19 protein-coding genes are annotated in these 20,382 nt (G+C 72.3%); 8 read left to right on the top strand and 11 right to left on the bottom strand.

The window, feature by feature from the left end:
- Positions 1-25 precede the first annotated feature (25 nt).
- Positions 26-874 (bottom strand): polysaccharide deacetylase family protein, encoded by an 849-nt coding sequence (locus tag AC068Z_RS17520; protein ID WP_478556079.1) that lies wholly within the window; start codon positions 872-874, stop codon positions 26-28.
- A 382-nt stretch (positions 875-1,256) separates the two neighbouring features.
- Here AC068Z_RS17520 and AC068Z_RS17515 point away from each other — a divergent pair, with 382 nt between their 5' ends.
- Positions 1,257-1,718, top strand: coding sequence for a universal stress protein (locus AC068Z_RS17515; RefSeq protein ID WP_478556077.1), 462 nt, complete (start codon positions 1,257-1,259; stop codon positions 1,716-1,718).
- Between the two features lie 81 nt (positions 1,719-1,799).
- On the opposite strand, the gene AC068Z_RS17510 is transcribed toward AC068Z_RS17515, so the two are convergent.
- Positions 1,800-2,615 (bottom strand): alpha/beta fold hydrolase, encoded by an 816-nt coding sequence (locus AC068Z_RS17510; RefSeq protein WP_478556075.1) that lies wholly within the window; start codon positions 2,613-2,615, stop codon positions 1,800-1,802.
- A 72-nt stretch (positions 2,616-2,687) separates the two neighbouring features.
- On the opposite strand from AC068Z_RS17510, the gene AC068Z_RS17505 reads away from it, so the two are divergent.
- Complete coding sequence (locus AC068Z_RS17505; RefSeq protein WP_478556073.1) at positions 2,688-3,161, top strand: MarR family winged helix-turn-helix transcriptional regulator; 474 nt, start codon at positions 2,688-2,690, stop codon at positions 3,159-3,161.
- A gap of 31 nt (positions 3,162-3,192) precedes the next feature.
- On the opposite strand, the gene AC068Z_RS17500 is transcribed toward AC068Z_RS17505, so the two are convergent.
- On the bottom strand, positions 3,193-4,341 hold the full coding sequence (locus AC068Z_RS17500) for a CapA family protein (RefSeq protein WP_478556071.1): 1,149 nt from the start codon (positions 4,339-4,341) through the stop codon (positions 3,193-3,195).
- A gap of 211 nt (positions 4,342-4,552) precedes the next feature.
- On the opposite strand from AC068Z_RS17500, the gene AC068Z_RS17495 reads away from it, so the two are divergent.
- The 4 genes from AC068Z_RS17495 to AC068Z_RS17480 all read left to right on the top strand — a co-directional run bounded on the left by AC068Z_RS17495 (position 4,553) and on the right by AC068Z_RS17480 (position 7,934).
- Complete coding sequence (locus tag AC068Z_RS17495; protein WP_478556069.1) at positions 4,553-5,098, top strand: sigma-70 family RNA polymerase sigma factor; 546 nt, start codon at positions 4,553-4,555, stop codon at positions 5,096-5,098.
- A gap of 136 nt (positions 5,099-5,234) precedes the next feature.
- Complete coding sequence (locus AC068Z_RS17490) at positions 5,235-5,750, top strand: hypothetical protein (protein ID WP_478556067.1); 516 nt, start codon at positions 5,235-5,237, stop codon at positions 5,748-5,750.
- Between the two features lie 179 nt (positions 5,751-5,929).
- Positions 5,930-6,583: a zf-HC2 domain-containing protein gene (locus AC068Z_RS17485; protein ID WP_478556065.1), complete on the top strand. Its 654-nt coding sequence runs from the start codon at positions 5,930-5,932 to the stop codon at positions 6,581-6,583.
- Positions 6,584-6,752: 169 nt separating this feature from the next.
- Entirely contained in the window at positions 6,753-7,934 is a 1,182-nt protein-coding gene (locus tag AC068Z_RS17480; RefSeq protein ID WP_478556063.1) for a PP2C family protein-serine/threonine phosphatase, read from the top strand.
- 7 nt (positions 7,935-7,941) lie between these two features.
- Here AC068Z_RS17480 and AC068Z_RS17475 read toward each other — a convergent pair whose 3' ends face one another.
- From AC068Z_RS17475 to AC068Z_RS17465, 3 genes are all read right to left on the bottom strand, one after another.
- Positions 7,942-8,805, bottom strand: a complete 864-nt coding sequence (locus tag AC068Z_RS17475; protein ID WP_478556061.1) for an Fpg/Nei family DNA glycosylase — start codon at positions 8,803-8,805, stop codon at positions 7,942-7,944.
- A gap of 26 nt (positions 8,806-8,831) precedes the next feature.
- Positions 8,832-10,919 (bottom strand): SpoIIE family protein phosphatase, encoded by a 2,088-nt coding sequence (locus tag AC068Z_RS17470; protein WP_478556059.1) that lies wholly within the window; start codon positions 10,917-10,919, stop codon positions 8,832-8,834.
- Positions 10,920-11,026: 107 nt separating this feature from the next.
- Complete coding sequence (locus AC068Z_RS17465; protein WP_478556057.1) at positions 11,027-12,304, bottom strand: DUF6777 domain-containing protein; 1,278 nt, start codon at positions 12,302-12,304, stop codon at positions 11,027-11,029.
- Between the two features lie 160 nt (positions 12,305-12,464).
- Here AC068Z_RS17465 and AC068Z_RS17460 point away from each other — a divergent pair, with 160 nt between their 5' ends.
- On the top strand, positions 12,465-13,895 hold the full coding sequence (locus tag AC068Z_RS17460; protein WP_478556055.1) for a lipase maturation factor family protein: 1,431 nt from the start codon (positions 12,465-12,467) through the stop codon (positions 13,893-13,895).
- A gap of 364 nt (positions 13,896-14,259) precedes the next feature.
- Here the strand turns inward: AC068Z_RS17460 and AC068Z_RS17455 are convergent, their stop codons facing one another.
- The 4 genes from AC068Z_RS17455 to AC068Z_RS17440 all read right to left on the bottom strand — a co-directional run bounded on the left by AC068Z_RS17455 (position 14,260) and on the right by AC068Z_RS17440 (position 18,230).
- On the bottom strand, positions 14,260-15,096 hold the full coding sequence (locus tag AC068Z_RS17455; protein ID WP_478556053.1) for an amidohydrolase family protein: 837 nt from the start codon (positions 15,094-15,096) through the stop codon (positions 14,260-14,262).
- Positions 15,097-15,181: 85 nt separating this feature from the next.
- Entirely contained in the window at positions 15,182-16,153 is a 972-nt protein-coding gene (locus AC068Z_RS17450) for an aldo/keto reductase (protein WP_478556051.1), read from the bottom strand.
- The gene (locus AC068Z_RS17445; protein WP_478556049.1) at positions 16,150-16,905 is read right to left on the bottom strand and encodes an SDR family NAD(P)-dependent oxidoreductase; all 756 of its coding nucleotides are present in this window, start codon (positions 16,903-16,905) and stop codon (positions 16,150-16,152) included. The genes AC068Z_RS17450 and AC068Z_RS17445 overlap by 4 nt, the downstream gene beginning before the upstream one ends.
- Positions 16,902-18,230, bottom strand: a complete 1,329-nt coding sequence (locus AC068Z_RS17440) for an L-fuconate dehydratase (RefSeq protein WP_478556047.1) — start codon at positions 18,228-18,230, stop codon at positions 16,902-16,904. The genes AC068Z_RS17445 and AC068Z_RS17440 overlap by 4 nt, the downstream gene beginning before the upstream one ends.
- Positions 18,231-18,400: 170 nt before the next feature.
- Here AC068Z_RS17440 and AC068Z_RS17435 point away from each other — a divergent pair, with 170 nt between their 5' ends.
- Positions 18,401-19,105: a FadR/GntR family transcriptional regulator gene (locus tag AC068Z_RS17435; RefSeq protein ID WP_478556045.1), complete on the top strand. Its 705-nt coding sequence runs from the start codon at positions 18,401-18,403 to the stop codon at positions 19,103-19,105.
- A 117-nt stretch (positions 19,106-19,222) separates the two neighbouring features.
- Here the strand turns inward: AC068Z_RS17435 and AC068Z_RS17430 are convergent, their stop codons facing one another.
- The gene (locus tag AC068Z_RS17430) at positions 19,223-20,356 is read right to left on the bottom strand and encodes a winged helix DNA-binding domain-containing protein (RefSeq protein ID WP_478556043.1); all 1,134 of its coding nucleotides are present in this window, start codon (positions 20,354-20,356) and stop codon (positions 19,223-19,225) included.
- Between the last annotated feature and the right edge of the window lie 26 nt (positions 20,357-20,382).

Below are 20,382 nucleotides of genomic sequence, written 5' to 3'. Positions count from 1 at the left end.
CCCCGGCCGGGCGGGCGGCGGCCCGTCAGGAGTACTGCCGTCGGGGGACGGTGATGTGGTAGCCGGCGTCCAGCAGGTCGGGCAGGTAGTCCCGCAACGCGTGGACGCTCTGGGAGCGGTCGCCCCCGGCGTCGTGCGAGAGCACCACGACACCGGGGGCGGCGCCGTTCTCCACCCGGTTCGCGATGGTCCGGGTGCCGGGGGTGGTCCAGTCGAGGGTGTCGACCGTCCAGGCCAGCGGCTCCATGCCCAGCTCGGCGCCGAGCTGGAAGGCGGCGCGGTTCCAGGCGCCGTAGGGCGCGCGGAACCACTCGGGGCGCTCGCCGTACGCCTCCTCGACGATGTCGCAGGTACGTTCCATCTGGGAACGGATCTGACCGCGGGTCAGCCGGGTCAGCAGCGGGTGGGACCAGGTGTGGTTGCCCACGACATGGCCTTCCTCGGCCATCCGTTCCAGCAGGTCGGGGCGGGCGGCCGCCATCTCCCCGCAGACGAAGAACATGGCCCGCACCTCGTACTCGGCGAGGGTGTCCAGGATGTCCGGCGTGTAGCGGGGGTCGGGGCCGTCGTCGAAGGTCAGCACCATGGACCGGCCGCGGCCGTTCATGCGCAGCAGCGGAGTGCTCCGGACCAGGGTGCGGCGGGGCGCGGCCCGTGGGGCGCCGTAGCCGGTCAGGGGCTGGAGTCGGTAGGCGGAGGGCTTCAGGGCGCGGCGCGCCGGGGGGCCGGCGGCCGGTGCGGCGGGCCTGACCGGCTCGGCGTCCCCGCCCAGCGCGAACAGTCCGGCGGTGCCGGCCGCGCCGACGGCGGCGGCGCCGGCGAGGAGAGCCCGGCGGCGGGTGAGCAGCCGGGAGAGCAACTGATCCTTCTGCATGACTCATCAGTCGCCCGCCCGGCCACCGACGCACCACGACGGCACCGGTCCGGCGGCACGTTTCCACCCGCCCGGCCCATGACGGGCCGTCAGCGGTGGCGGACCGACGGGAGCTGCAGGGTCTCAGGGATCGTCAGGCCCGGCCTGCTTCAGGGCGTAGAGGACTGAGTGTGCCTTCGGCACGCGGCCGCTCCCCTTCGCGTCCCCTCCGTCGAGACGGAGCGCCGACAGCGCGGGCCGCCCCACGGGTGCCCCTATTCCCCGGAACTTGCGCGGCGACGGCACGGAGACGCATCCCTCGGCGATCCGGTCCCGCTTCGGCTGCGACGGCGACGCCGCCTCCCTCGGCCGGGGGACCGGGGCTTCCGATAGCCTCGGCGCCGTGACGGAACAGCACGCTCACCGATTCGAGCGCGGTACGGACGGGCCGAAGGTCATCGTGGTCGGGGTGGACGGCTCCGACTCCTCACTGCGGGCGGCGGCCTACGCCGGTGGTCTCGCCCGGCGGCAGCACGCACTGCTCGCCGTGGTGTACGTCCAGCCGGTGATGTCGGCGGGGGCGGCGCTCGGCGCGCCGGTCGCCGAGGTGACCGACGAGATCGCCGAGGATCTGGTGGCGCAGATCCGGGACGCGACGGAGCGCACGAAGGGGATATTCGACGTGCGCTGGGAGTTCCACACCTTCCGCGGCGATCCCTACAACGGTCTGGTGAAGGCGGCGGACGACCTCAAGGCGGACGCCGTGGTGGTCGGCGCCTCGGAACAGGCGGGCCACCGGATCGTCGGTTCGGTCGCGATCCGCCTGGTGAAGGCGGGACGCTGGCCGGTGACGGTGGTGCCGTAGCGGCGGAAGCCGCGCTCAGGCCGTGCCCCTCCCCCGTGGGGGCACGGCCCCAGGCCTTCACAGAGCGCGCAGGGAACGCCTCTACAGAGCGCGCAGGAAATCGAGCACGATCCGGTTGAAGTCGTCCGGCTTCTCCAGGTTCAGGTAGTGGCCCACTCCGTCGATCAGTTCCGCGCGGCCGTTCGGGACCTCGTGGACGAGGCGGTCGGCCGCGTCGAGCATGTCGGCGGGTTCGAGGGTGCCGTTGAGGGCGAGGACGGGGACGTCGATCTTCGGGAGCCGGGGCCAGGAGCCGGTCAGGCGTACGTGCCAGTCCTTCTCGCCCGGCGTGTGCTTCATGATCGTGTGCAGGGCCATCTCCCTCAGCCGGGCGAGGATGCCGGGGTCCACGTCCGCGGCGGTCCGGTGCTCGCCGGGCACCACCTTCAGGAACGCGGTCAGCCAGCCCTCGACGTCGCCCGCGCCCAGGGTGCGGGCGTACTCGGCCTGGATCCCCTGGGTCCAGGGGTCCTGGTACTGGTAGTCGCCCGTCGCGGCGCCGCAGGTGACCACGGCACGGACGAGGTCCGGGTGCTCCAGCACCGTGTCCGTGGCGATCACGCCGCCCATCGACACCCCGACGAGCGCCGCGGGCCCGGTGTCGAGGTGGCGCAGCAGGTCGGCGAGGTCGTCGGCCCAGCGGAACGGCTCGGTGGCGTTGGCCGAGAAGCCGTGGCCGCGTACGTCCGGCACGATCACCCGGTACTCGGCGGCGAGCACCGGTATCTGGTCGGCCCAGAAGCGGTGGTCGACGAAGCCGCAGTGGAGCAGGACCACGGGGTCCCCGGAGCCGGTGTCGAGGTAGGCGAGGTCGCCGTCGCGGGACGGGAAGAAGCGAAGGTCTGCGGCAGTAGTCATGACAACCAAGGTGTCATCTTCAGAGCGGTTTGACAACCCAGTTGTCATGATGGGTCGATGCATGATGTTCCGGTGAACGACAACGACGCACCGCTGCCCGCCGACGAACTCGGCCACCAGGTCTCCGAGGTGTTCGACCTGATCGGCGCGCTCTACCGGCGCGGCCTGCGTAAGATCGAGCAGGGCGAACAGGTCGAGGGGGTCTCCGTCGGTGTGCGCTCCGTCCTGGTGCTGCTGCGCCGGTTCGGGCCCATGACGGTGCCCCGGATGGGCGGGATCATGGCGCTGTCCCGGCAGTTCGTGCAGCGCATGGTCAACGAGGCGGTGGCCGAGGGCTGGGCGGAGGTCACACCCAACCCCGCCCACCAGCGGTCCTCGCTGATCCGGATCACGGCCGCGGGCGAGGCGACGATCGACGCGATCCTCGCCCGCGAGCACGCCCTGAACCGGCAGGTCGGCGGCGACCTGACCGACGCCGAACTGCGGGCGTGCAAGCGGGTGCTGAAGGAGATGCTCAAGACCTTCGACCACGTCGACATGGACTGAGCCGCCGCTCGACCAGCGCTGAACGCCGGGGCTACTCCCCCATCACCAGCCCGTCCTGCTCCGCGCCCCGGCTGAACACCACGTCCCGGATCCGGTCCCGGACGCCCATGACGTCGGCGCCCTGCTTGATCGCCTGGTTGAGGTTCACCACCTGGCCGGCGTCGATGTCGAACAGCTGCGGGAGGAATTCGGCCTTGGTCACGTTCCAGCGTCCGCCCGGCTTCGCGGGCGGGGCGAAGGTGAAGCGGCCGATCGTGGACTGGTTCCCGCGCGGGTCGGGGCTGCCGCCGTGGTTGTACATCTGGCCCGCGATCTGGTCGCCCATGCCGTAGATGACCCACGTCCCGTTGACCTTCTCGTAGGCCTGCGGGACATGGGCGTGGGTGCCGAGAATCAGGTCGATGTCGGGGCGGTCGCCGGTACGGGCGGCGGTGAGGGAACGGGCGAGGGTCAGCTGCCGCTCGTCGGGCTCGTCCTGCCATTCGGTGCCCCAGTGCAGCGACACGACGACCACGTCGGCGCCGGCCCGCCGGGCGGCCCGGGCCTCGGCGAGGATACGGCCCTCGTCGATGAGGTTGACGGCCCAGGGCTGTCCGGGCGGGAGCGGGTAGCCGTTGGTGTCGTAGGTGTAGGCGAGGTGGGCGACCTGGGCCTCGCCCGCGCGCAGCACGGTGACCGTGCGGGCCTCCGCCTCGGTGCGGGCGGATCCGGCGTGCCGTACGCCGGCCCGGTCGAGGGCGTCCAGGGTGCGGCGGATGCCCTCGGCGCCGTCGTCGAGGCTGTGGTTGGAGGCGGTGGAGCAGCCGTCGTACCCGGTGGCGGCGAGGCCCGCGGCGACCTCGGGCGGGGACTTGAAGGCGGGGTAGCCGGTGTAGTCGCCGTTGGCGCCGTAGACGGTCTCCATGTGGCACAGGGCCAGGTCGGCGCGGTCGACGACGGGTTTCGCCCCGGCGAACATGGGGCGGAAGTCGTGGCCCGTGCCGCCCGCGTCGAAGCGGGCGCGGTCGATGATCGAGCTGTGCGGGAGGACGTCGCCGGAGGCGACGAGGGTGAAGCCGCGGGCGCCCGTGGCGGAAGGGGCGGGACGCCCGGGGGACTCATGCCGGTCGGCCTGGCAGGCCGCGCCCGCGGCGAGGAGGGCCGTCAGGGCCAGGGCCACCTGTCGACTGCGTGCGATCATCACTCACCCCGATGTAGTCGTATTTACACATCAATAGGTAAGAATCGCGACACATCGACAGGTGGTTCCGACACGCCGATTAGCCCGTCCGGCCCCGCGCGAACGGCGGCCGGGACCGTTCGTCGAACCGTTCGTCGACGCGATCGACCGTCCGTCGCAGACCCGTGTGCGCGGCCTGTCCTCGGACCGCGCCCTGCGATGCCATACGGCCATGACGGCCGGAACCACTCTTGTGAACGGGACGACCGCCGAGCACGAGCTCGCCGCGCTGCAGCGCGAGCACGGCCGGCCTCTCTTCGCGCTGCTGCTCAGGCTCTGCGACGGAGACCGGCAGCGCGCCGAGGATCTGGTGCAGGAGACCCTCGTCCGGGCCTGGCAGCATCCCGAGGCCCTGCGCGCCGACGCCTTCGACTCCGTACGGCCCTGGCTGCTCACCGTCGGCCGACGGCTCGCGATCGACGCGCGGCGGGCCCGGCAGGCGCGGCCCGCCGAGGTCGGCGACGCGATCCTGGAGAACGCCCGGGTCTGCGCCGACCACGCCGAACGGGCGGCGGCGATGCTCGATGTGCGCGAGGCTGTGAAGACACTCACTCCGGAGCACCGTGAAGTCCTGGTGCTCGTGTACTTCCAGGGGGCCAGTGTGGCGGAAGCGGCGCAGGCCCTCGGCATCCCGCCCGGTACCGTGAAGTCCCGCGCGTACTACGCGCTGCGCGCCCTGCGCAGGGTGCTTCCGGGTTACGCGGCCGACCTGCGGTGAAACCAATGGCTGAGTCAAACCTCCGTAAAGCGCCTTGCTGAGGACCATGGTTGAGTAATCGGCTGTCTTCATCCGTGTTCCGCACTGGGAGCCCGGGATCGGGCGACGCGCATGCACCGGAGGAAGGCAGGAAGGGATGCTGCACAGAGGCCACGAGAGCACGGAGGGCACCGGCGGCGGTGAACTCACCGTCCCCATGGCGTGGTTGTACGCCGAGTACATCGCCGACGAGCTGCTGCGGACCGGTGATCTGATGCCGCCGACGTCCTTCGAGTTCCGCGCCGGGCGCGACGCGCTGGCGCTCACGATCTTCCTGTCCGACACCGGCGGTGAGCTCCCCGGCATCCGGGTCGTCTCCCAGCTCGACACCTGGCTGTCACTCACCGCGTACGACCAGCCCTGGCAGGACTGGGTGCGCGAGCGCATGGCCAAGCTCGCCGCCGAGGCGATGGAGTCCGGGGGGCCCACGCCCGATCTGGACCTGGCCGAGGCGGCCTGGCGCTGGCTGGAGGAGACCGAGCTGCTCGCCCCGGACCTGAACGCGGTGCCGGGCGGCGGCGCGCTCGGCACCGAGGACGAGGGTCCGAAGGTGTGGACGCCCGCCTGGCAGCTGGGGCTGCCGCTCGGGCATCTGGCGATCCACCTCTTCTAGGTCCCGCCCGTTCCGCGCCCGGCCGGAAAAATCTCCGGCACGGGACCAATCCGCCGCAACGGCCGCTCCGAATCCCTTGGTTGCGATTCTGTGTGTGCCTTGAGTGATTCGGCGGTCCGGTGCGTACGGGTGGGAGCAAGGAGTAACCCACCCCGCACCCAACGGCACGAGGATTCCGCATGAGGTCCCTGGAGAGGCATCGCGACGTCGCCGCGTACGCGCTCGGCGTGCTGGACGAGGCGGACGCCTTCCGCTTCGAGGATCACCTCATGGAGTGCCCCAGCTGTGCGGCACACGTGACGGAATTCGGCCCCGCCACCCGGCAGTTGATGCTGTACCGTCGGGCCACTCCGCGCTCGGTGCACCCGATGAGCAAGCCGGGACCGCGGCTGCTGGACCGGCTGCTGGGCGAGGTGGCCGGACGCAACCGGTTGCGCCGCCGGAGCCTGCTGTACGGCCTGGCCGCCTCGGCGGTCGTGGCGCTCGGCGCGCCGGGGATCGCGCTGGTGGCGGCGGACGGCGACACTCCGGCGCGCCGGGTCGAGGCCACCGACCAGCACTCGGGCGTGTGGGCCCAGGTCACGGCCGAGAACGAGGAGTGGGGCACCCAGGTCGAGCTGAAGGTGAAGGACGGTGCCGGCCCCCGCGCCTGCCGGCTGATCGCCGTGGGCCGCGACGGCTCGGAGCAGATGGTCACCAGTTGGACGGTGGCCCGCCATGACGCCCGCGAGAGCACCATGATGGGCGCCGCCGCCTTCCACCCCGACGAGATCGCGCACTACGAGGTGCGCACGACGGCCGGGGAGCGCCTGGTCGTGCTCGCGGCGCCCTGATCCCACTCCGGATTCAGGACTTCCATCCCTCCCTGTCCGGGACCTCTCACCCGTACGGCCGTGTCGTCCGTCCCGTCGCCACGGCCACCGGGCGGGCCGAGGCGCCCGGTGTGAGACTGCTGAGGAACACGCCCCGACCGTGCCCGCGGTCTTGACGAGGGGAGAGACGGTGGCGCCGTCGGAGAACGGTGACGGTCTGCTGGAGGAGTTCCTCGCCGACCCGGCGACCCCGTCGCTGGACCTGTCCACCGCGGTGGCCCGCTGCTCCAGGGCGCTCGGCCTGCAGCACTCGGTGGTCTACCTCGCCGACCTCCAGCAGCGCCGGCTCGTGCCCCTCACCGATGTCGCCTCCGCGCTGCCCATCGACGACTCGCTGGCCGGCTGGACCTACCGCACCCAGTCACTGCGGGTGGAGGAGTCCGAGACCGGCGGCATGACGGCGTGGCTGCCGCTCGTGGACGGCGCCGAGCGACTGGGGGTGCTGGCGGTGCACCAGCCCGCCCTCACCCCGCTCTCCCTGCGCCGCAGCCGCACCCTCGCCACCCTGCTGGCGGTCATGGTCACCTCCAAAAGGGCCTACAAGGACACCTTCGTACGACGGACCAGGACCGAGCCGATGCGGCTGCCGGCGGAGATGCTGCGCGCCTTCCTGCCGCCGCGCACCATCGGCACCGCGCACGTGGTGTCGACGGCGGTGCTGGAACCGGCGTACGAGATCGGCGGTGACGCGTTCGACCACTCGCTCACCGAGACCACGCTGCACGCCTCCGTCCTGGACGCGATGGGCCACAACCTCGCCTCCGGGCTGACCACCGCCGTCTCGCTGGCCGCGTGCCGCAACGCCCGCCGGACCGGGGCCGAGCTGCCGGAGCTGGTGCGGTCGGTCGACGAGGCGCTGTCGCACTGGCTGCCGGACCAGTTCTGCACCGGTGTGCTCACCCAGCTGGACCTGCGCAGCGGAGCCCTGCGCTGGAGCAACTGCGGGCATCCGGCGCCGCTGCTCATCCGCGACCAGCGGCTGCAGGTCGACGCGCTGGAGCGGGAGGCGGATCCGCCGATGGGGCTGCCCTCGCTGCTGTCCGGCCGGGAGCGGCTGATCCACGAGACGGATCTGCAACCCGGCGACCGGGTGCTGCTGTACACGGACGGGGTGACCGAGGCACGTACCCGGGACGGCGAGGAGTTCGGTCTGGAGCGGTTCGCGGACGAGGTCATCCGCGCGACCGCCGCGGGCGAACTGGCCCCCGAGACCCTGCGCCGGCTCATCCACCGCATCCTCGACGCCCAGCCGGGCCGGCTCCGTGACGACGCGACGATCCTGATGATCGAGTGGTGGCCGCCGTCCGGCTGAGCCGGGCTCACTTCAGCAGCCGGGACAGCCTGCGGTCGGCCAGCGGCTTGCCGCCGGTCTGGCAGGTGGGGCAGTACTGCAGCGAGGAGTCGCTGAAGGAGACCTCGCGGATGGTGTCGCCGCAGACCGGGCAGGGTTCGCCGGTGCGGCCGTGGACGCGCAGGCCGCTCTTCTTCTCCGCCTTCAGACGGCCGGCCGCCAGACCCCGGGACCGGTCCACCGCTTCGGTGAGCGTGGTGCGCAGGGCCTGGTAGAGGGTGGCGGTCTCGTCCGGGGTGAGCTTGGCCGCGAGCTTGAAGGGGGACATCTTCGCCGCGTGCAGGATCTCGTCGCTGTAGGCGTTGCCGACCCCGGCGATCAGGCTCTGGTCGCGCAACGCCCCCTTGATCTGGCGGCGTTCGTCCTTCAGGAGGGCGGCGAGGCGGGCCTCGTCGAAGTCGTCGGCCAGCGGGTCGGGGCCCAGGCGGGCGATGCCGGGGACCTGCTGGGGGTCCTGGACGACGTACACCGCGAGGCGCTTCTGCGTGCCGGCCTCGGTCAGGTCGAAGCCCTCGCCGGTCTCCAGGGCGACCCGCAGCGCCAGCGGGCCCTTGCCGGGTTTGGGCGGGCCGTCGGGGAGGCGGTCCTTCCAGTGCAGCCAGCCCGCGCGGGCCAGGTGGGTGATCAGGCGGGGTCCGTCCGCCGTCTCCAGATCCAGGAACTTGCCGTGCCGGCGCACCGCCGTGACCTCGTGGCCCTCGACGGCGGTGAGGGGAGGGTCGTACGTCTTCAGGACGCTGATCGCCACCGGCAGCACGCGGACGATCTCCTTGCCGACGAGATGGTCGGTGAGGAAGTCCTTGAGCGCTTCGACCTCGGGGAGTTCCGGCATACGTCCAGAGTGCCACCCGGGGCCGGTCAGTTCCGTCCCGGAGCGGTGAACTCGCACCACACCACCTTGCCGCCGCCGCGGGCCTCCACCCCCCACACGTCGGCGAGCAGCTCGACCAGGAGCAGCCCCCGCCCGGAGACCCCGTCGTCGCCCGCCTCCCGGCGGCGGGGCAGCGCGCTGGAGGAGTCCTCCACCTCCACCCGCAGCCGCCGCTCGGCACCGGTGAGGACCCGCAGGGTCACGATCGCCGAACCCTCCGTGTGCATCAGGGCGTTGGTGATCAGCTCGTCGGCGACCAGTTCGATCTCGTCGGCGCGGTCGCCGGAGCTCCAGGTGCGCACGGCGGCCCGGATCATGTGCCGGGCATGGGTGAGGGCCTCCGGGTCGCCCGGGGCCACGTGCTGCCGGAGCCGGCCGGCGGTCTGCGGGGAGTCCACGCCCCGGCGCCGCAGCAGGAGCAGGGCCACGTCGTCGTCACCGCCGCGCTCCTCGGCCACGTCTATCAGCCGGTCGGCGAGTTTGCGCACGTCGTCCGGACCGTCGGCGACCAGGGCCGTCAGGGTGCTGGTGCCTTCGTCGAGGTCGAAGCCGGGCTGCTCCACCAGTCCGTCGGTGCACAGCAGCAGGGTGTGGCCGGGGTCGAGCTCCAGCGTGCGCACCGGGTACTCCAGACGCCCGAACTCCGCGGACAGACCGAGCGGCAGACCGCCCTCCACGGCGACGCGCCGGCAGCTGCCGTCGGGCGTGCGCACCAGCGGATCGATATGGCCGGCGCGCACCATCTGCACCACTCCGGTGGACAGGTCGGCCTCGGCGTACAGGCAGGTCGCGAAGCGGTCGGTGTCCAGTTCGTGGAGGAAGACGGAGGCACGCGCCATCACGGTGGCCGGGGTGTGCCCCTCGGCCGCGTAGGCGCGCAGGACGATCCGGAGCTGGCCCATGACGGCGGCGGCGTGCGTGTCGTGGCCCTGGACGTCGCCGATGACCGCGCCGACCCGGCCGCCGGGCAGCGGGATCAGGTCGTACCAGTCGCCCCCGATGTCCCGGCCGAGGGTGCCCGCGGCGGTTCCGGCCCGGTAGCGGACGGCGACGTCGGCGCCGGGGACGCTCGGGATGGTGCGCGGCAGCATGGCCTGTTGCAGACCGGTGGCGAGATCCTTCTCCTGCTCGTAGAACATGGCCCGCTGCAGGCTCTGCGCGATGCTGCTGCCGAGGGCGACGAGCACGTTGCGATCCTCGGGCGAGAAGCCGCGCCGGTCGCTGTAGAGCAGGCCCATGGCGCCGATCGGGCGGGCCTGGGCGATCAGCGGCAGGTAGGCGGCCGAGGTGATGTCCAGGTCGGTGATGTGCGGCCACAGGACGGGATAGCCGTTGGCGAACTCCTCCGGCGACTCGATGAAGCGCGGGGTGAGCGTGCGCACCACCTCGCTCATCGGGTACGGCTCCTCGATGCCGGTGACCCGGGTGCCGGGGACGAAGCTGCCGGCGGGGCCCTCGGCGATCAGCCGGATCCGGCCGGCCTCGACCAGTCCCATGACCAGGCTGGTGGCGCCCAGATGGGTGACGCCGTGGGTGTCCTTCAGTACGTCGATGACGTCCTGGACGGTACGGGCGTGCGCGAGCGCGGCGGTGGTCAGCTCGACGACGTTCGTCTGCCGGCGGCGCAGTTCGTCGGCGGCGGCCTGGTCGCGGCGCGCCGCGCTCTCGCTCAGCTCCTGGGTGGCGTCCCGGACGATGCCGATGATGCGGCGCGGACGGCCCGTCTCGTCGCGCCGGATGTAGCCCTGGGTGTGGGTCCAGCGCAGGGAGCCGTCGCGGCGGCGGATGCGGAAGTAGGCGCCGTAGTTCTCGCTGCCGTCCTTCATCGCCTGGGCGACCATGGCGTCCAGCCGGTAGCCCTCGGCTCGCGGGACGCGCACCGCGAGGCTCTCGGGGCGGCCGTCGTACTCGTCGGGGCGCAGGTCGAAGACCTCGTGGGCCTGGGCGTCCATGTGGAACAGGCCGCTGTCCAGGTCCCAGTCGAAGCTGCCCATGCGGTTGAGCGCCAGAATCGGATCCGGGTGGGCGGGCCAGTCGTCCGGGAGTGACAGGGCGCTCGCTCCCCGATCAACCATGGGCCCACCTTGCCAGCATTTGTCCGATTCTTCGACTGGGGAGGCTTGACCGGGGAGACCGCGGGAGACCCGCCGGGGCTCTCCGGCCGAGCCGGGGCGACGCGCGGTCAATCGGTGAAGACGTCCGTCGGGCTGCCGAAGATGCTGCCCGAGGTGGACCGGCCCTCGGGGTCGTCGGGGATCAGCCCGCCCCCGTCGGGCAGGTCGGGGGTCTCCGGCACGGACTCGGGACCGACCTCGTCGGGCACGGTGCCGCCGAAATCGGGCAGCGAGGGCTCGGTGCCGGCGTCCTCGTCGGTGACGGTGTCCTCGTCCGTGGGCACGCGCGGGCTCTGCGGCTCGGTCGTCGGCGGGGTGGCCGTGACGGTGGCCGCGGGGCAGTCGGTCGGTCCGGTCGGCACCCGGGTCGCTGCGTCCTCGGTGGCGCCGGGGGTGACGGTGACCGTGGGGGTCACGCAGTCGGCCGGCGTGCCCTCGGGCGTGGTGGAGTCCGTGAGCTCGCCGAACGGCTCGGTGGTCCGGCCGGAGGGCTCGGTGCTCTCGTCGGCCGGGGACAGACTGGCGTCCGGGACCCGCGTGTGCGGAGCCGTGGGCCGCAGGGGTTCCGGCCGGGGTACGGGCCGGTCGTGGCGGCAGTCGTGTCCGATCCGCCGTTCGATCCAGGTGTTGCTGACGACGTTGATGATCGTGATGTTGGTGATCACCTGGGGCGCCGGAGCCACCACGACCACTTGGGTCGGCCGGTAGCCGGACCAGGCGCGGCCACTGATGGCCGGGCTGCCCTCGGTCGCCACGGGCGGGGTCAGCGGGTTGCCGCAGGCGCAGCGCACGCGCGGCACGCCCCGGTTGTCGACGAGGACGGCGGTGCCGGCCTGGAGGACGGACTGGTAGGTGGTCACCCGTCCGTCCCGGTAGCCGTGGTTGGTGACCCGGGTGTCGGCGCGCAGCTCGACCGGGGCGAGGCCCCTCAGATAGTCCGGGATCCCGGCGCTGGAGATGCCCGCGGCCCCGGCGAAGGCGCGGGCCCGGTTCTGGTCGGCGGTCAGATGGCCGATCTGCCGGTCCACGTCGCAGCTGCCGACGCGTTCGGTGCCGGCGTAGAGGCCGGGCGTGGAGCCGGAGTAGGAGCGCGCCGCGCCGCCGCCCCCGGTGGACGCGGACTGCGGCGTTCGGGTGACGGGCGGCGGGGTAGCCGTGGAGGTGGCCGTGGAGTCCGTGAAGGGATCGGGCCCCTGGGCGGCGACCGGCTGGAGGAACACCTCGCCGCTCGCCGCCGCGCTCTTGTCGCCGCCGACGTCACCGCAGCCGGCGACGAGGAGCGCCGTAGCGAGCGCGCAGGCCGTGACCAGGATCCCGGTGGGTGTCCGGGTGGGGGTTCGCACCACGTTCTCCCGCCTCCTCAGGGGGCAATTCGCCCTTATTGTCTGCTTCACCCACATGGGTTACGCAACCGGAGGGGCCGAGCACGCGGAGTGAACGGAGGGCGGAAGCTGTCGGCTGGGCACGGATCCCGCCGGCGGGACAATGGACGAAGGAGCACAGGTCGTGGAGTGGTTCACCGCACCCGAGTACTGGCTGAGCCGGCTCGTCTTCCAGCGGGCTCTGGCCGGGGTGTACCTGGTCGCCTTCCTCACGGCCGCACTCCAGTTCCGGGCGCTGATCGGCGAGCGGGGCATGCTGCCCGTGCCGCGCCATGTGGCACGGCTGCCGTTCAAGGCGGCGCCGAGCCTGTTCCAGCTGCACTACTCGGACCGCTTCTTCGCGGTGTGCGCCTGGTCGGGCTGCGCGGTGTCGGCGGCGCTGCTCGCAGGGCTCGACGGGCTGCTGCCGCTGTGGGGTGCCATGCTGCTGTGGCTGGTGCCCTGGGCGCTGTACCTGTCGATCGTCAACGTCGGCCAGACCTGGTACTCGTTCGGCTGGGAGTCCCTGCTGCTGGAGGTGGGCTTCCTCGCCGTACTCCTCGGCAACGACGAGGTGGCCCCGCCCATCGTGGTGCTCTTCCTGCTGCGCTGGATCCTGTTCCGCGTCGAGTTCGGCGCGGGGCTGATCAAGATGCGGGGCGACGAGTGCTGGCGAAAGCTGACCTGCCTCTACCACCACCACGAGACCCAGCCGATGCCGGGCCCGCTGAGCTGGTTCTTCCACCATCTCCCCCGGCCGCTGCACCGGGTCGAGGCGGCCGCCAACCACGTCACCCAACTCGTCGTGCCGTTCCTGCTGTTCACCCCGCAGCCGATCGCCACGGCCGCCGCCGCCCTGATGATCCTCACCCAGCTGTGGCTGGTGCTCTCCGGCAACTTCTCCTGGCTGAACTGGATCACCATCGTGCTGGCCCTGTCGGCGCTCCGGCTCACGGACACCTCACCCACGGTGCCGGACGCGCCCGCGTGGTACATGGCCGTCGTCCTGGCGGTCTCGGCCCTTCTCCTCGCCCTCAGCTACCGCCCGGTCCGCAACATGATCTCCCGCCGCCAGGTGATGAACCGCTCCTTCGACCCGCTGCATCTGGTCAACACCTACGGCGCGTTCGGCAGCGTCAGCCGCGTCCGCTACGAGGTGGTGGTCGAGGGCACCGACGAGGCCGTACCGCGTGAGGACTCGGACTGGCGGGAGTACGAGTTCAAGGGCAAGCCCGGCGATCCCCGGCACTGGCCCCGGCAGTTCGCGCCGTACCACCTCCGGCTCGACTGGCTGATGTGGTTCGCCGCGCTCTCACCCGCGTACGCCGGTTCCTGGTTCGGCACGTTCGTGGAGCGCCTGCTGGAGAACGACCGGGCCACGCTGAAGCTCCTGCGCCGCTCCCCCTTCCCGCCGGACGCGCCGCCCCGCTACATCCGCGCGCGTCTGTTCCGCTACCGCTTCACGACCTGGCGGGAGCTGCGGGAGACGGGCGCGTGCTGGGAGCGGACGTATGTGCGGGAGTACCTGCCACCGACGCGCCTGGCGGCGCGCCCCGGGCGTCAGGTCCCGTCCTGAGGACCGCCGGGACAATGCCCTACGCTCACATGCGAGATCACCGACGACGTGCCGCTCGCCGAACTCGCCCGCGCCTGGGACGAGATACGCGAGGAGTACTGCTTCGCGCGCAACGACGCGTCGGCCTGCGTGGACCTGCTGGTGCACACGCAGATTGCGCTCCCTGGCCCGCAGCCGTCCGGCCTCCCCGGCCTCGGTCAGCGTCATGGCCCCCGCGTCCTCCGTGAGCCAGCCACGGGCGACGAGACCGTCGAACACGACGCCGACCGCCGGCTGGGCCCGGATCGCACACGCGTTCCGCCTCCTTCGTGCGATCAACAGGACGCGATCAACGTAGAACCTCAAGTTGCCCTGAGGTCAAGGCCTAGAGGTCGTACACCCGTGTCGCGGTGCCGGAGAAGACGGCCGCCTGTTCGCCTTCCGACAACTCCGCCGCCGTGTCGACGACTTGAGGGTAGGAGGCGGTCTCCGTGCACACCGGCCAGTCCGAGCCGAACATCAGGCGGTCCGGGCCGAAGGCGTCGAGTGCGGTGTCGGCGTACGGGCGCAGGTCCGCGACCGTCCAGGAGGCGCGGTCCGCCTCGGTGACCAGGCCGGAGAGCTTGCAGACGGTGTTGGGCAGCGCGGCGAGGGCGCGCAGGTCCGTCGCCCAGGGTTCCAGGGCGCCGGAGGCGATCGAAGGCTTGCCCAAATGGTCCAGCACGAAGGTGAGTTCGGGCAGGGTGGCGGCCGCCTCGACGCAGGCGGGGAGCTGGTGGGGCAGGACCACGAGGTCGTACACCAGCCCGGCCCGCGCCACGGCGTCCAGGCCCCGGCGTACGTCGGCCCGTAGCAGCCACCGTGGATCCGGTTCGCCCTGGACCTGGTGGCGGATCCCCTTCAAGCGGTGTCCGCCCGGGAGTTCGCGCAGGCGGGCGAGTTCGTCCGCGACGCCGGGTGCGGTCAGGTCGGTCCAGCCCACCACCGCGCCGATCAGCTCGTGCCGGTCGGCCAGGGCCAGGAACTCCGGGGTCTCCTCGGCCACGGTGACGGTCTGGACGAGGACCGCGCGGCCGATTCCCGCCGCTTCGGCCTCGGGCGCGAGGTCGGCGATCGTGAAGTCCCGCCGGAGCGGGCTGTCCGGGCCGATCCAGTCCTGGTCCCGCACGGACAGGTCCCACACGTGCACATGCGCGTCCACGGCGGGAACGGGACGGCTCATGGCAGCTCCAGCTCCGCGAGGAGACGGTGGGCGGCCTCGTAGGCCGCGATGCGGTCCGCGCGGACCCTGGTGTGCAGGGCGACCCTCATGACGGCTCCGTCAGCAGGCCCGCGTCCCGCAGCTCCCGCCAGAAGGCCTCGGGAACCGGGGTCGCGAACTGCTCGGCGCAGTCGTGGACCTCGGCCGCCGAGCGGGCGCCCGTGAGGACCGTCGTGACCGCCGGAGGGGCCGCGCAGAAGGCGAGGGCGGCGGCGCGCAGGGTGATGCCGTGACGCTCGGCGATCTCCTTCATGCGCAGGGCCCGGTTCACCAATTCCCGTGGAGCCCGAGCATAGTTGTACGTCGACTCCGGACTCGGGTCCGCCAGCAGGCCGGAGTTGAACGGCCCGCCGATCACCACCGACACGCCCCGCTCCTCGGCGGCGGGCAGGAGTTCGGCGAGCGCGCTCTGGTCGAGCAGGGTGTGGCGGCCGGCGCAGAGGACCACGTCGACGTCGGTGTCCCGGACGAAGCGGGTCAGCATCTCCGCCTGGTTCATCCCGGCGCCGATCGCGCCCACCACGCCCTCGGAACGGAGCTTCTCCAGGGCCGGATAGCCTTCGCGGAAGGCCGCTTCGGCGTGGTCGTCGGGGTCGTGGAGGTACACGACGTCCACCCGGTCCAGACCGAGCCGCTCCAGGCTCGCGTCCAGAGTCCGTCGTATGCCGTCGGCGGTGAAGTCCCACACGCGGCGATGGGTGGCGGGGACGGCGAAGCCGTGGGCCAGGTCGTCGCCGCCTTCCTCCGACGGCTCCAGTCGCCGGCCCACCTTCGTCGAGACGGTGTACTCCTCACGCGGCCGCTCACGCAGGGCCGCGCCCAGGCGCCGCTCGGAGAGGCCGAGGCCGTAGTGCGGCGCGGTGTCGAAGCAGCGGATGCCGTGCTCCCAGGCGGCGGTGACCGCCTCGTACGCCTGCTCGTCGGTTACCTCGGTGTAGAGGTTGCCGAGGGCGGCGGCGCCGAGGCCGAGCCGGGTCAGGGGGTCACCGGTCGCAGGCCGCGGGCCGAGCCGGGTCACGGGGTCACCGGTCGCAGGCGCAGGCCCTGCATGCCGCCGTCGACGGCGAGGGCGGTGCCGGTGGTGGCGCCGGACAGCGGGCTGGCCAAGTAGGCGACCGCGCCCGCGACTTCGGCGGCGGAGACCAGCCGTCCGGCGGGCTGGCGGGCTTCCAGGGCGGCGCGTTCGGCCGCCGGGTCCGCGGCCTTCGCGAGCAGCCGGCCGATCCACGGGGTGTCCGCCGTACCGGGGTTGACGCAGTTCACGCGGATGCCCTCGCGGACGTGGTCGGCGGCCATGGCGAGGGTGAGCGAGTACACGGCACCCTTGGTCGCGCTGTACAGCGCCCGTTGCGGCAGGCCCGCGGTGGCGGCGATGGAGCAGGTGTTGACGATGGCCGCGTGTGCCGAGCGGCGCAGATGCGGGAGGGCGGCGCGGGCGACGCGGACCATGCCGACGACGTTCACGTCCAGCACGTGGTGCCACTCGGCGTCGTCGTTGTCCTCGACGGTGCCCTGGGCACCGATGCCCGCGTTGTTCACCAGGACGTCGAGTCCGCCCAGCTCCGCGACGGCGGCGGTCACGGCCGCGCGCACCGAGGTGTCGTCAGTGACGTCGGCGCGGTACGCGAGCAGGGGCTTGTCCACGGAGGAGGGGTCGAGGTCGAGGACGGCGACCTGGGCGCCGCGTGCGGCGAGGAGTTCGGCCGTGGCCCGGCCGATGCCGGAGGCGCCCCCCGTCACCAGCGCCTTGAGTCCCGCGAAGTCGCTCATGCCGCGTGCCCCTTCTTCTCTTCGAGGTCGGCGGCCCAGAAGGCGCCGTCCGGGAACGTGTACCGGGCGATCGACTCGGGCCGCATGGCCGCCGAGAAGCCCGGCGCGGTGGGTGCCGTGTAGTGACCCTGGTGGACGGCCACGGGGTCGAGGAAGTGGTCGTGCAGATGGTCGACGTACTCGATGACCCGGTTCTCGGTGGTGCCGGTGACGGCCACGTAGTCGAACATGGACAGGTGCTGGACGAGTTCGCACAGGCCGACCCCGCCGGCGTGCGGGCAGACCGGCACCCCGAACTTGGCGGCGAGCAGGAGGATGGCGAGGTTCTCGTTGACGCCGCCGACGCGGGCCGCGTCGATCTGGACGATGTCGAGGGCGCCCGCCTGGAGCAACTGCTTGAAGACGACCCGGTTGTGCACGTGCTCGCCGGTGGCGACCCGCACGGGGGCCACCGCCGCGCGGATCGCCGCGTGTCCGAGGATGTCGTCGGGGCTGGTGGGCTCCTCGATCCAGTACGGGTCGAACTCGGCCAGCGCCCGGGTCCAGCGGATCGCCTCGGCGACGTCCCAGCGCTGGTTGGCGTCGATCGCGAGGCGGATGCCCGGGCCGACGACCTGACGGGCGACGCGGCAGCGCCGTATGTCGTCGTCGAGATCCGCGCCGACCTTCAGTTTGATCTGGCGGAAGCCGTCGGCGACCGCCTGGGCTGCGAGGCGGATGAGCTTGTCGTCGTCGTAGCCGAGCCAGCCGGCGGAGGTGGTGTAGGCGGGGTAGCCGCACTGCCGGAGCCGCGCGGCCCGCTCCCGCGCGCCCTCCCGCCCCCGCCGGAGCATCTCCAGCGCCTCCTCGGGTGTGAGCGCGTCCGTGAGGTACCGGAAGTCGATCTGGCGTACGACCCACTCCGGGTCCGCCTCGGCCAGGAGCAGCCACAGCGGCTTGTCGGCGCGTTTGGCGGTCAGATCCCATACGGCGTTGACGACGGCCCCGATCGCCATGTGCATCACGCCCTTCTCCGGTCCCAGCCACCGCAGTTGGCTGTCGCCGATCAGGTCGCGGTTCAACGTCCCCGGATCCGCGCACAGTTCCTCGACCGACCGTCCGACCACATGTCCGCGCAGCGCCTCGATCGCGGCGACCTGGACCTCGTTGCCCCGCCCGATGGTGAAGGTGAATCCGTGGCCCTCGTGGCCGTCGGGAGCGTCGGTGCGCAGTACGACATAGGCGGCGGAGTAGTCGGGGTCCGGATTCATCGCGTCGGAGCCGTCGAGCTCGCGCGAGGTGGGGAAGCGGATGTCGTAGGTGTCCACCGCCGTGATTCGGGACACGGAATGCCTTTCACCGAACGAGCAGATGTCGGCATACTTATCAGACCACTCTCACGGAGGAACACCCTTCGGCAGCGATTTACCTGGGTTCATGCTGGGCCCGACGCGACTTTGGTCGGACCACTCCGCTGGCTACACTTCGCTGGACATCCGGGGAGTGGAGGTAGCGCGTGGACGAGGAGACGGCCCCGCAGAAGGGCACGGTGACCCAGCGCGCCATCGAGCGGATCAAGGCGCTGATCGCCGAGGGGCGCCTGGAGCCGGGCCAGCGGCTGCCGACCGAACGGGACCTCGCGGCTCAACTCGGCATCTCCCGCAGTTCGATGCGCGAGGCCATCCGCGCGCTCACGGTGATGGGCGTACTGGAGGCCCGGCACGGCTCGGGCATCTACGTCACCCAACTGGAGGCCGGCGACCTCCTGGAGACCTTCGGCGTGGTCGCCGACCTGTCCCGGGGCCCGGGTCTGGTGGAGCTGCTGGAGGTGCGCCGCGTCCTGGAGTCGACGGCGACCGCGCTGGCCGCGGCGCGCATCACCCCCGAGCGACTGGCGGAAGTGGAACGGCACTTGAAGGCGATGAACGCCACCGACGACCCGGAGGAGATCCTCGCCCACGACCTGGCCTTCCACCGCGAGATCGCGATGGCCGCGGGCAACGACACCATGGCCGCGATCCTGGAGGGCCTGTCCTCCCGCACCTTCCGCGCCCGGGTCTGGCGCGGCTACCAGGAGGAGGGCGCCTTCACCCGCACCCGCCGCGAACACGCCGCGATCCACCGGGCCCTGGCCGCCCGCGACCCGGAGGCGGCACGGGCCGCCGCGGCGGCGCATGTGGGGGAAGTGGAGGAGTGGTTGCGGGCGCGACTTTCGGGCTGAACCCCCATGAGCCGGCCAGGAACCGCACCCGTGCGCTCTCAGCTCGCCAAGACCCGCACCTGTTCGCTCTCAGCCCGCCAGGACTCGCAGCCCGCCGAGACCCGCACCTGTTCACTCTCAGCCCGCCAAGACCCGCACCTGAGCGCCGGGCAGCTTCTTCCACCAGTGGCCGTACCGGCCGTACACCCGCGGTTCGCGGTCCGCCAGCAGCTCCACCAACGCGGCCGCCTCCTCGGCGAGCCCCTCCCACACCGCGTCCGTGAGCTCGTGGAAGGCCGTCGCCTCGATGCCGCCGCTCTCGGCCGGCCGCCACACGCCCGCGACCTGGCCGTCGACCAGGAGGGTCGGCAGCACATCGCCGTTGACGCGGGTCACGAGCGGCCGGTAGTCCGGCGGGATCAGCCGGGCGCGGTCGGCGTACGCGAGCAGCACGCTGTCCCACATCGCCATCAGCCGGGGCGGAGCCGGGGTGTCCCCGGGCGGGCGCGGGGCGCCCGGGACGTCGTACAGGACCGTGCCCTCGGGTCCCTTCAGTTCCTCCAGGGAGTCGGCGAGCGAGCGCACCGCGGTACGGACCCGGCCCCGCTGCACGGTGGCGAACTGGGCCACGTCGGCCACCGAGGCGGGCCCGAACGCCGCCAGGTAGCGCAGGACGAGCGCCCGCAACGCCTCGTCCGGCCCGCCCAGGAACCGGTCCTCGGGTCCGGCGACGTACGCGGGCGAGGTGCCGAACGACCACGATCCGCCGGTCACCGAGTGCACCAGCGGGGTGCAGGCGCGCAGCCCCCACCAGGCCCCGTCCTTCCGCTCCTCGCCGACCCGCTCCGCGAGCCACTCCGTCATGGCGCCGTTGGAACGCGGCTCCCCCGCGAACTCCAGCAGCCCCGGCTCCAGTTCGGCGGCGTCCGCCGGGGTCAGTCCGGCGGCGGCGAAGCGGTACCCGAGCCGGGAGGCGTACAGCGTCGGGCGCATCGCCTCCCGGACCGTCGGGTAGTCCTCGGCGTGCACGGCGTGCAGGGTGATCCGCAGCAGGGTCGCCTTCAGGAGCGTGCCGTCGGCGAAGGCGGCGTCCACATCCGCCGGCGCGAAGCCGTCGAGCCGGTTCCACAGCGCGAGGTACGGCGACGCCGGCTGCTGCGCCTGGAGCGCCAGGATCCGCCGTACGGCCTCGGCGGCTCCCAGCGGTTCCCGGCGCAGCAGCAGTTGGCGGGCGAGGGTGGCCCGGTTGAGTTCCCGCGCGGTGATCGTCACACCGGCGATTGTGCCCTCATGCCCTC

The organism is Streptomyces sp. NPDC043726, assembly GCF_056436565.1.
This window is presented reverse-complemented; position numbering and strand designations above follow the sequence as displayed.

Bases quoted from the DNA above. Each gene is read 5' to 3' on its own strand.
- AC068Z_RS17520 (WP_478556079.1), bottom strand. From the start codon at position 874: ATGCAGAAGGATCAGTTGCTCTCCCGGCTGCTCACCCGCCGCCGGGCT.
- AC068Z_RS17510 (WP_478556075.1), bottom strand. From the start codon at position 2,615: ATGACTACTGCCGCAGACCTTCGCTTCTTCCCGTCCCGCGACGGCGAC.
- AC068Z_RS17500 (WP_478556071.1), bottom strand. From the start codon at position 4,341: ATGATCGCACGCAGTCGACAGGTGGCCCTGGCCCTGACGGCCCTCCTC.
- AC068Z_RS17495 (WP_478556069.1), top strand. From the start codon at position 4,553: ATGACGGCCGGAACCACTCTTGTGAACGGGACGACCGCCGAGCACGAG.
- AC068Z_RS17490 (WP_478556067.1), top strand. From the start codon at position 5,235: ATGCTGCACAGAGGCCACGAGAGCACGGAGGGCACCGGCGGCGGTGAA.
- AC068Z_RS17485 (WP_478556065.1), top strand. From the start codon at position 5,930: ATGAGGTCCCTGGAGAGGCATCGCGACGTCGCCGCGTACGCGCTCGGC.
- AC068Z_RS17475 (WP_478556061.1), bottom strand. From the start codon at position 8,805: ATGCCGGAACTCCCCGAGGTCGAAGCGCTCAAGGACTTCCTCACCGAC.
- AC068Z_RS17470 (WP_478556059.1), bottom strand. From the start codon at position 10,919: ATGGTTGATCGGGGAGCGAGCGCCCTGTCACTCCCGGACGACTGGCCC.
- AC068Z_RS17455 (WP_478556053.1), bottom strand. From the start codon at position 15,096: ATGAGCCGTCCCGTTCCCGCCGTGGACGCGCATGTGCACGTGTGGGAC.
- AC068Z_RS17445 (WP_478556049.1), bottom strand. From the start codon at position 16,905: ATGAGCGACTTCGCGGGACTCAAGGCGCTGGTGACGGGGGGCGCCTCC.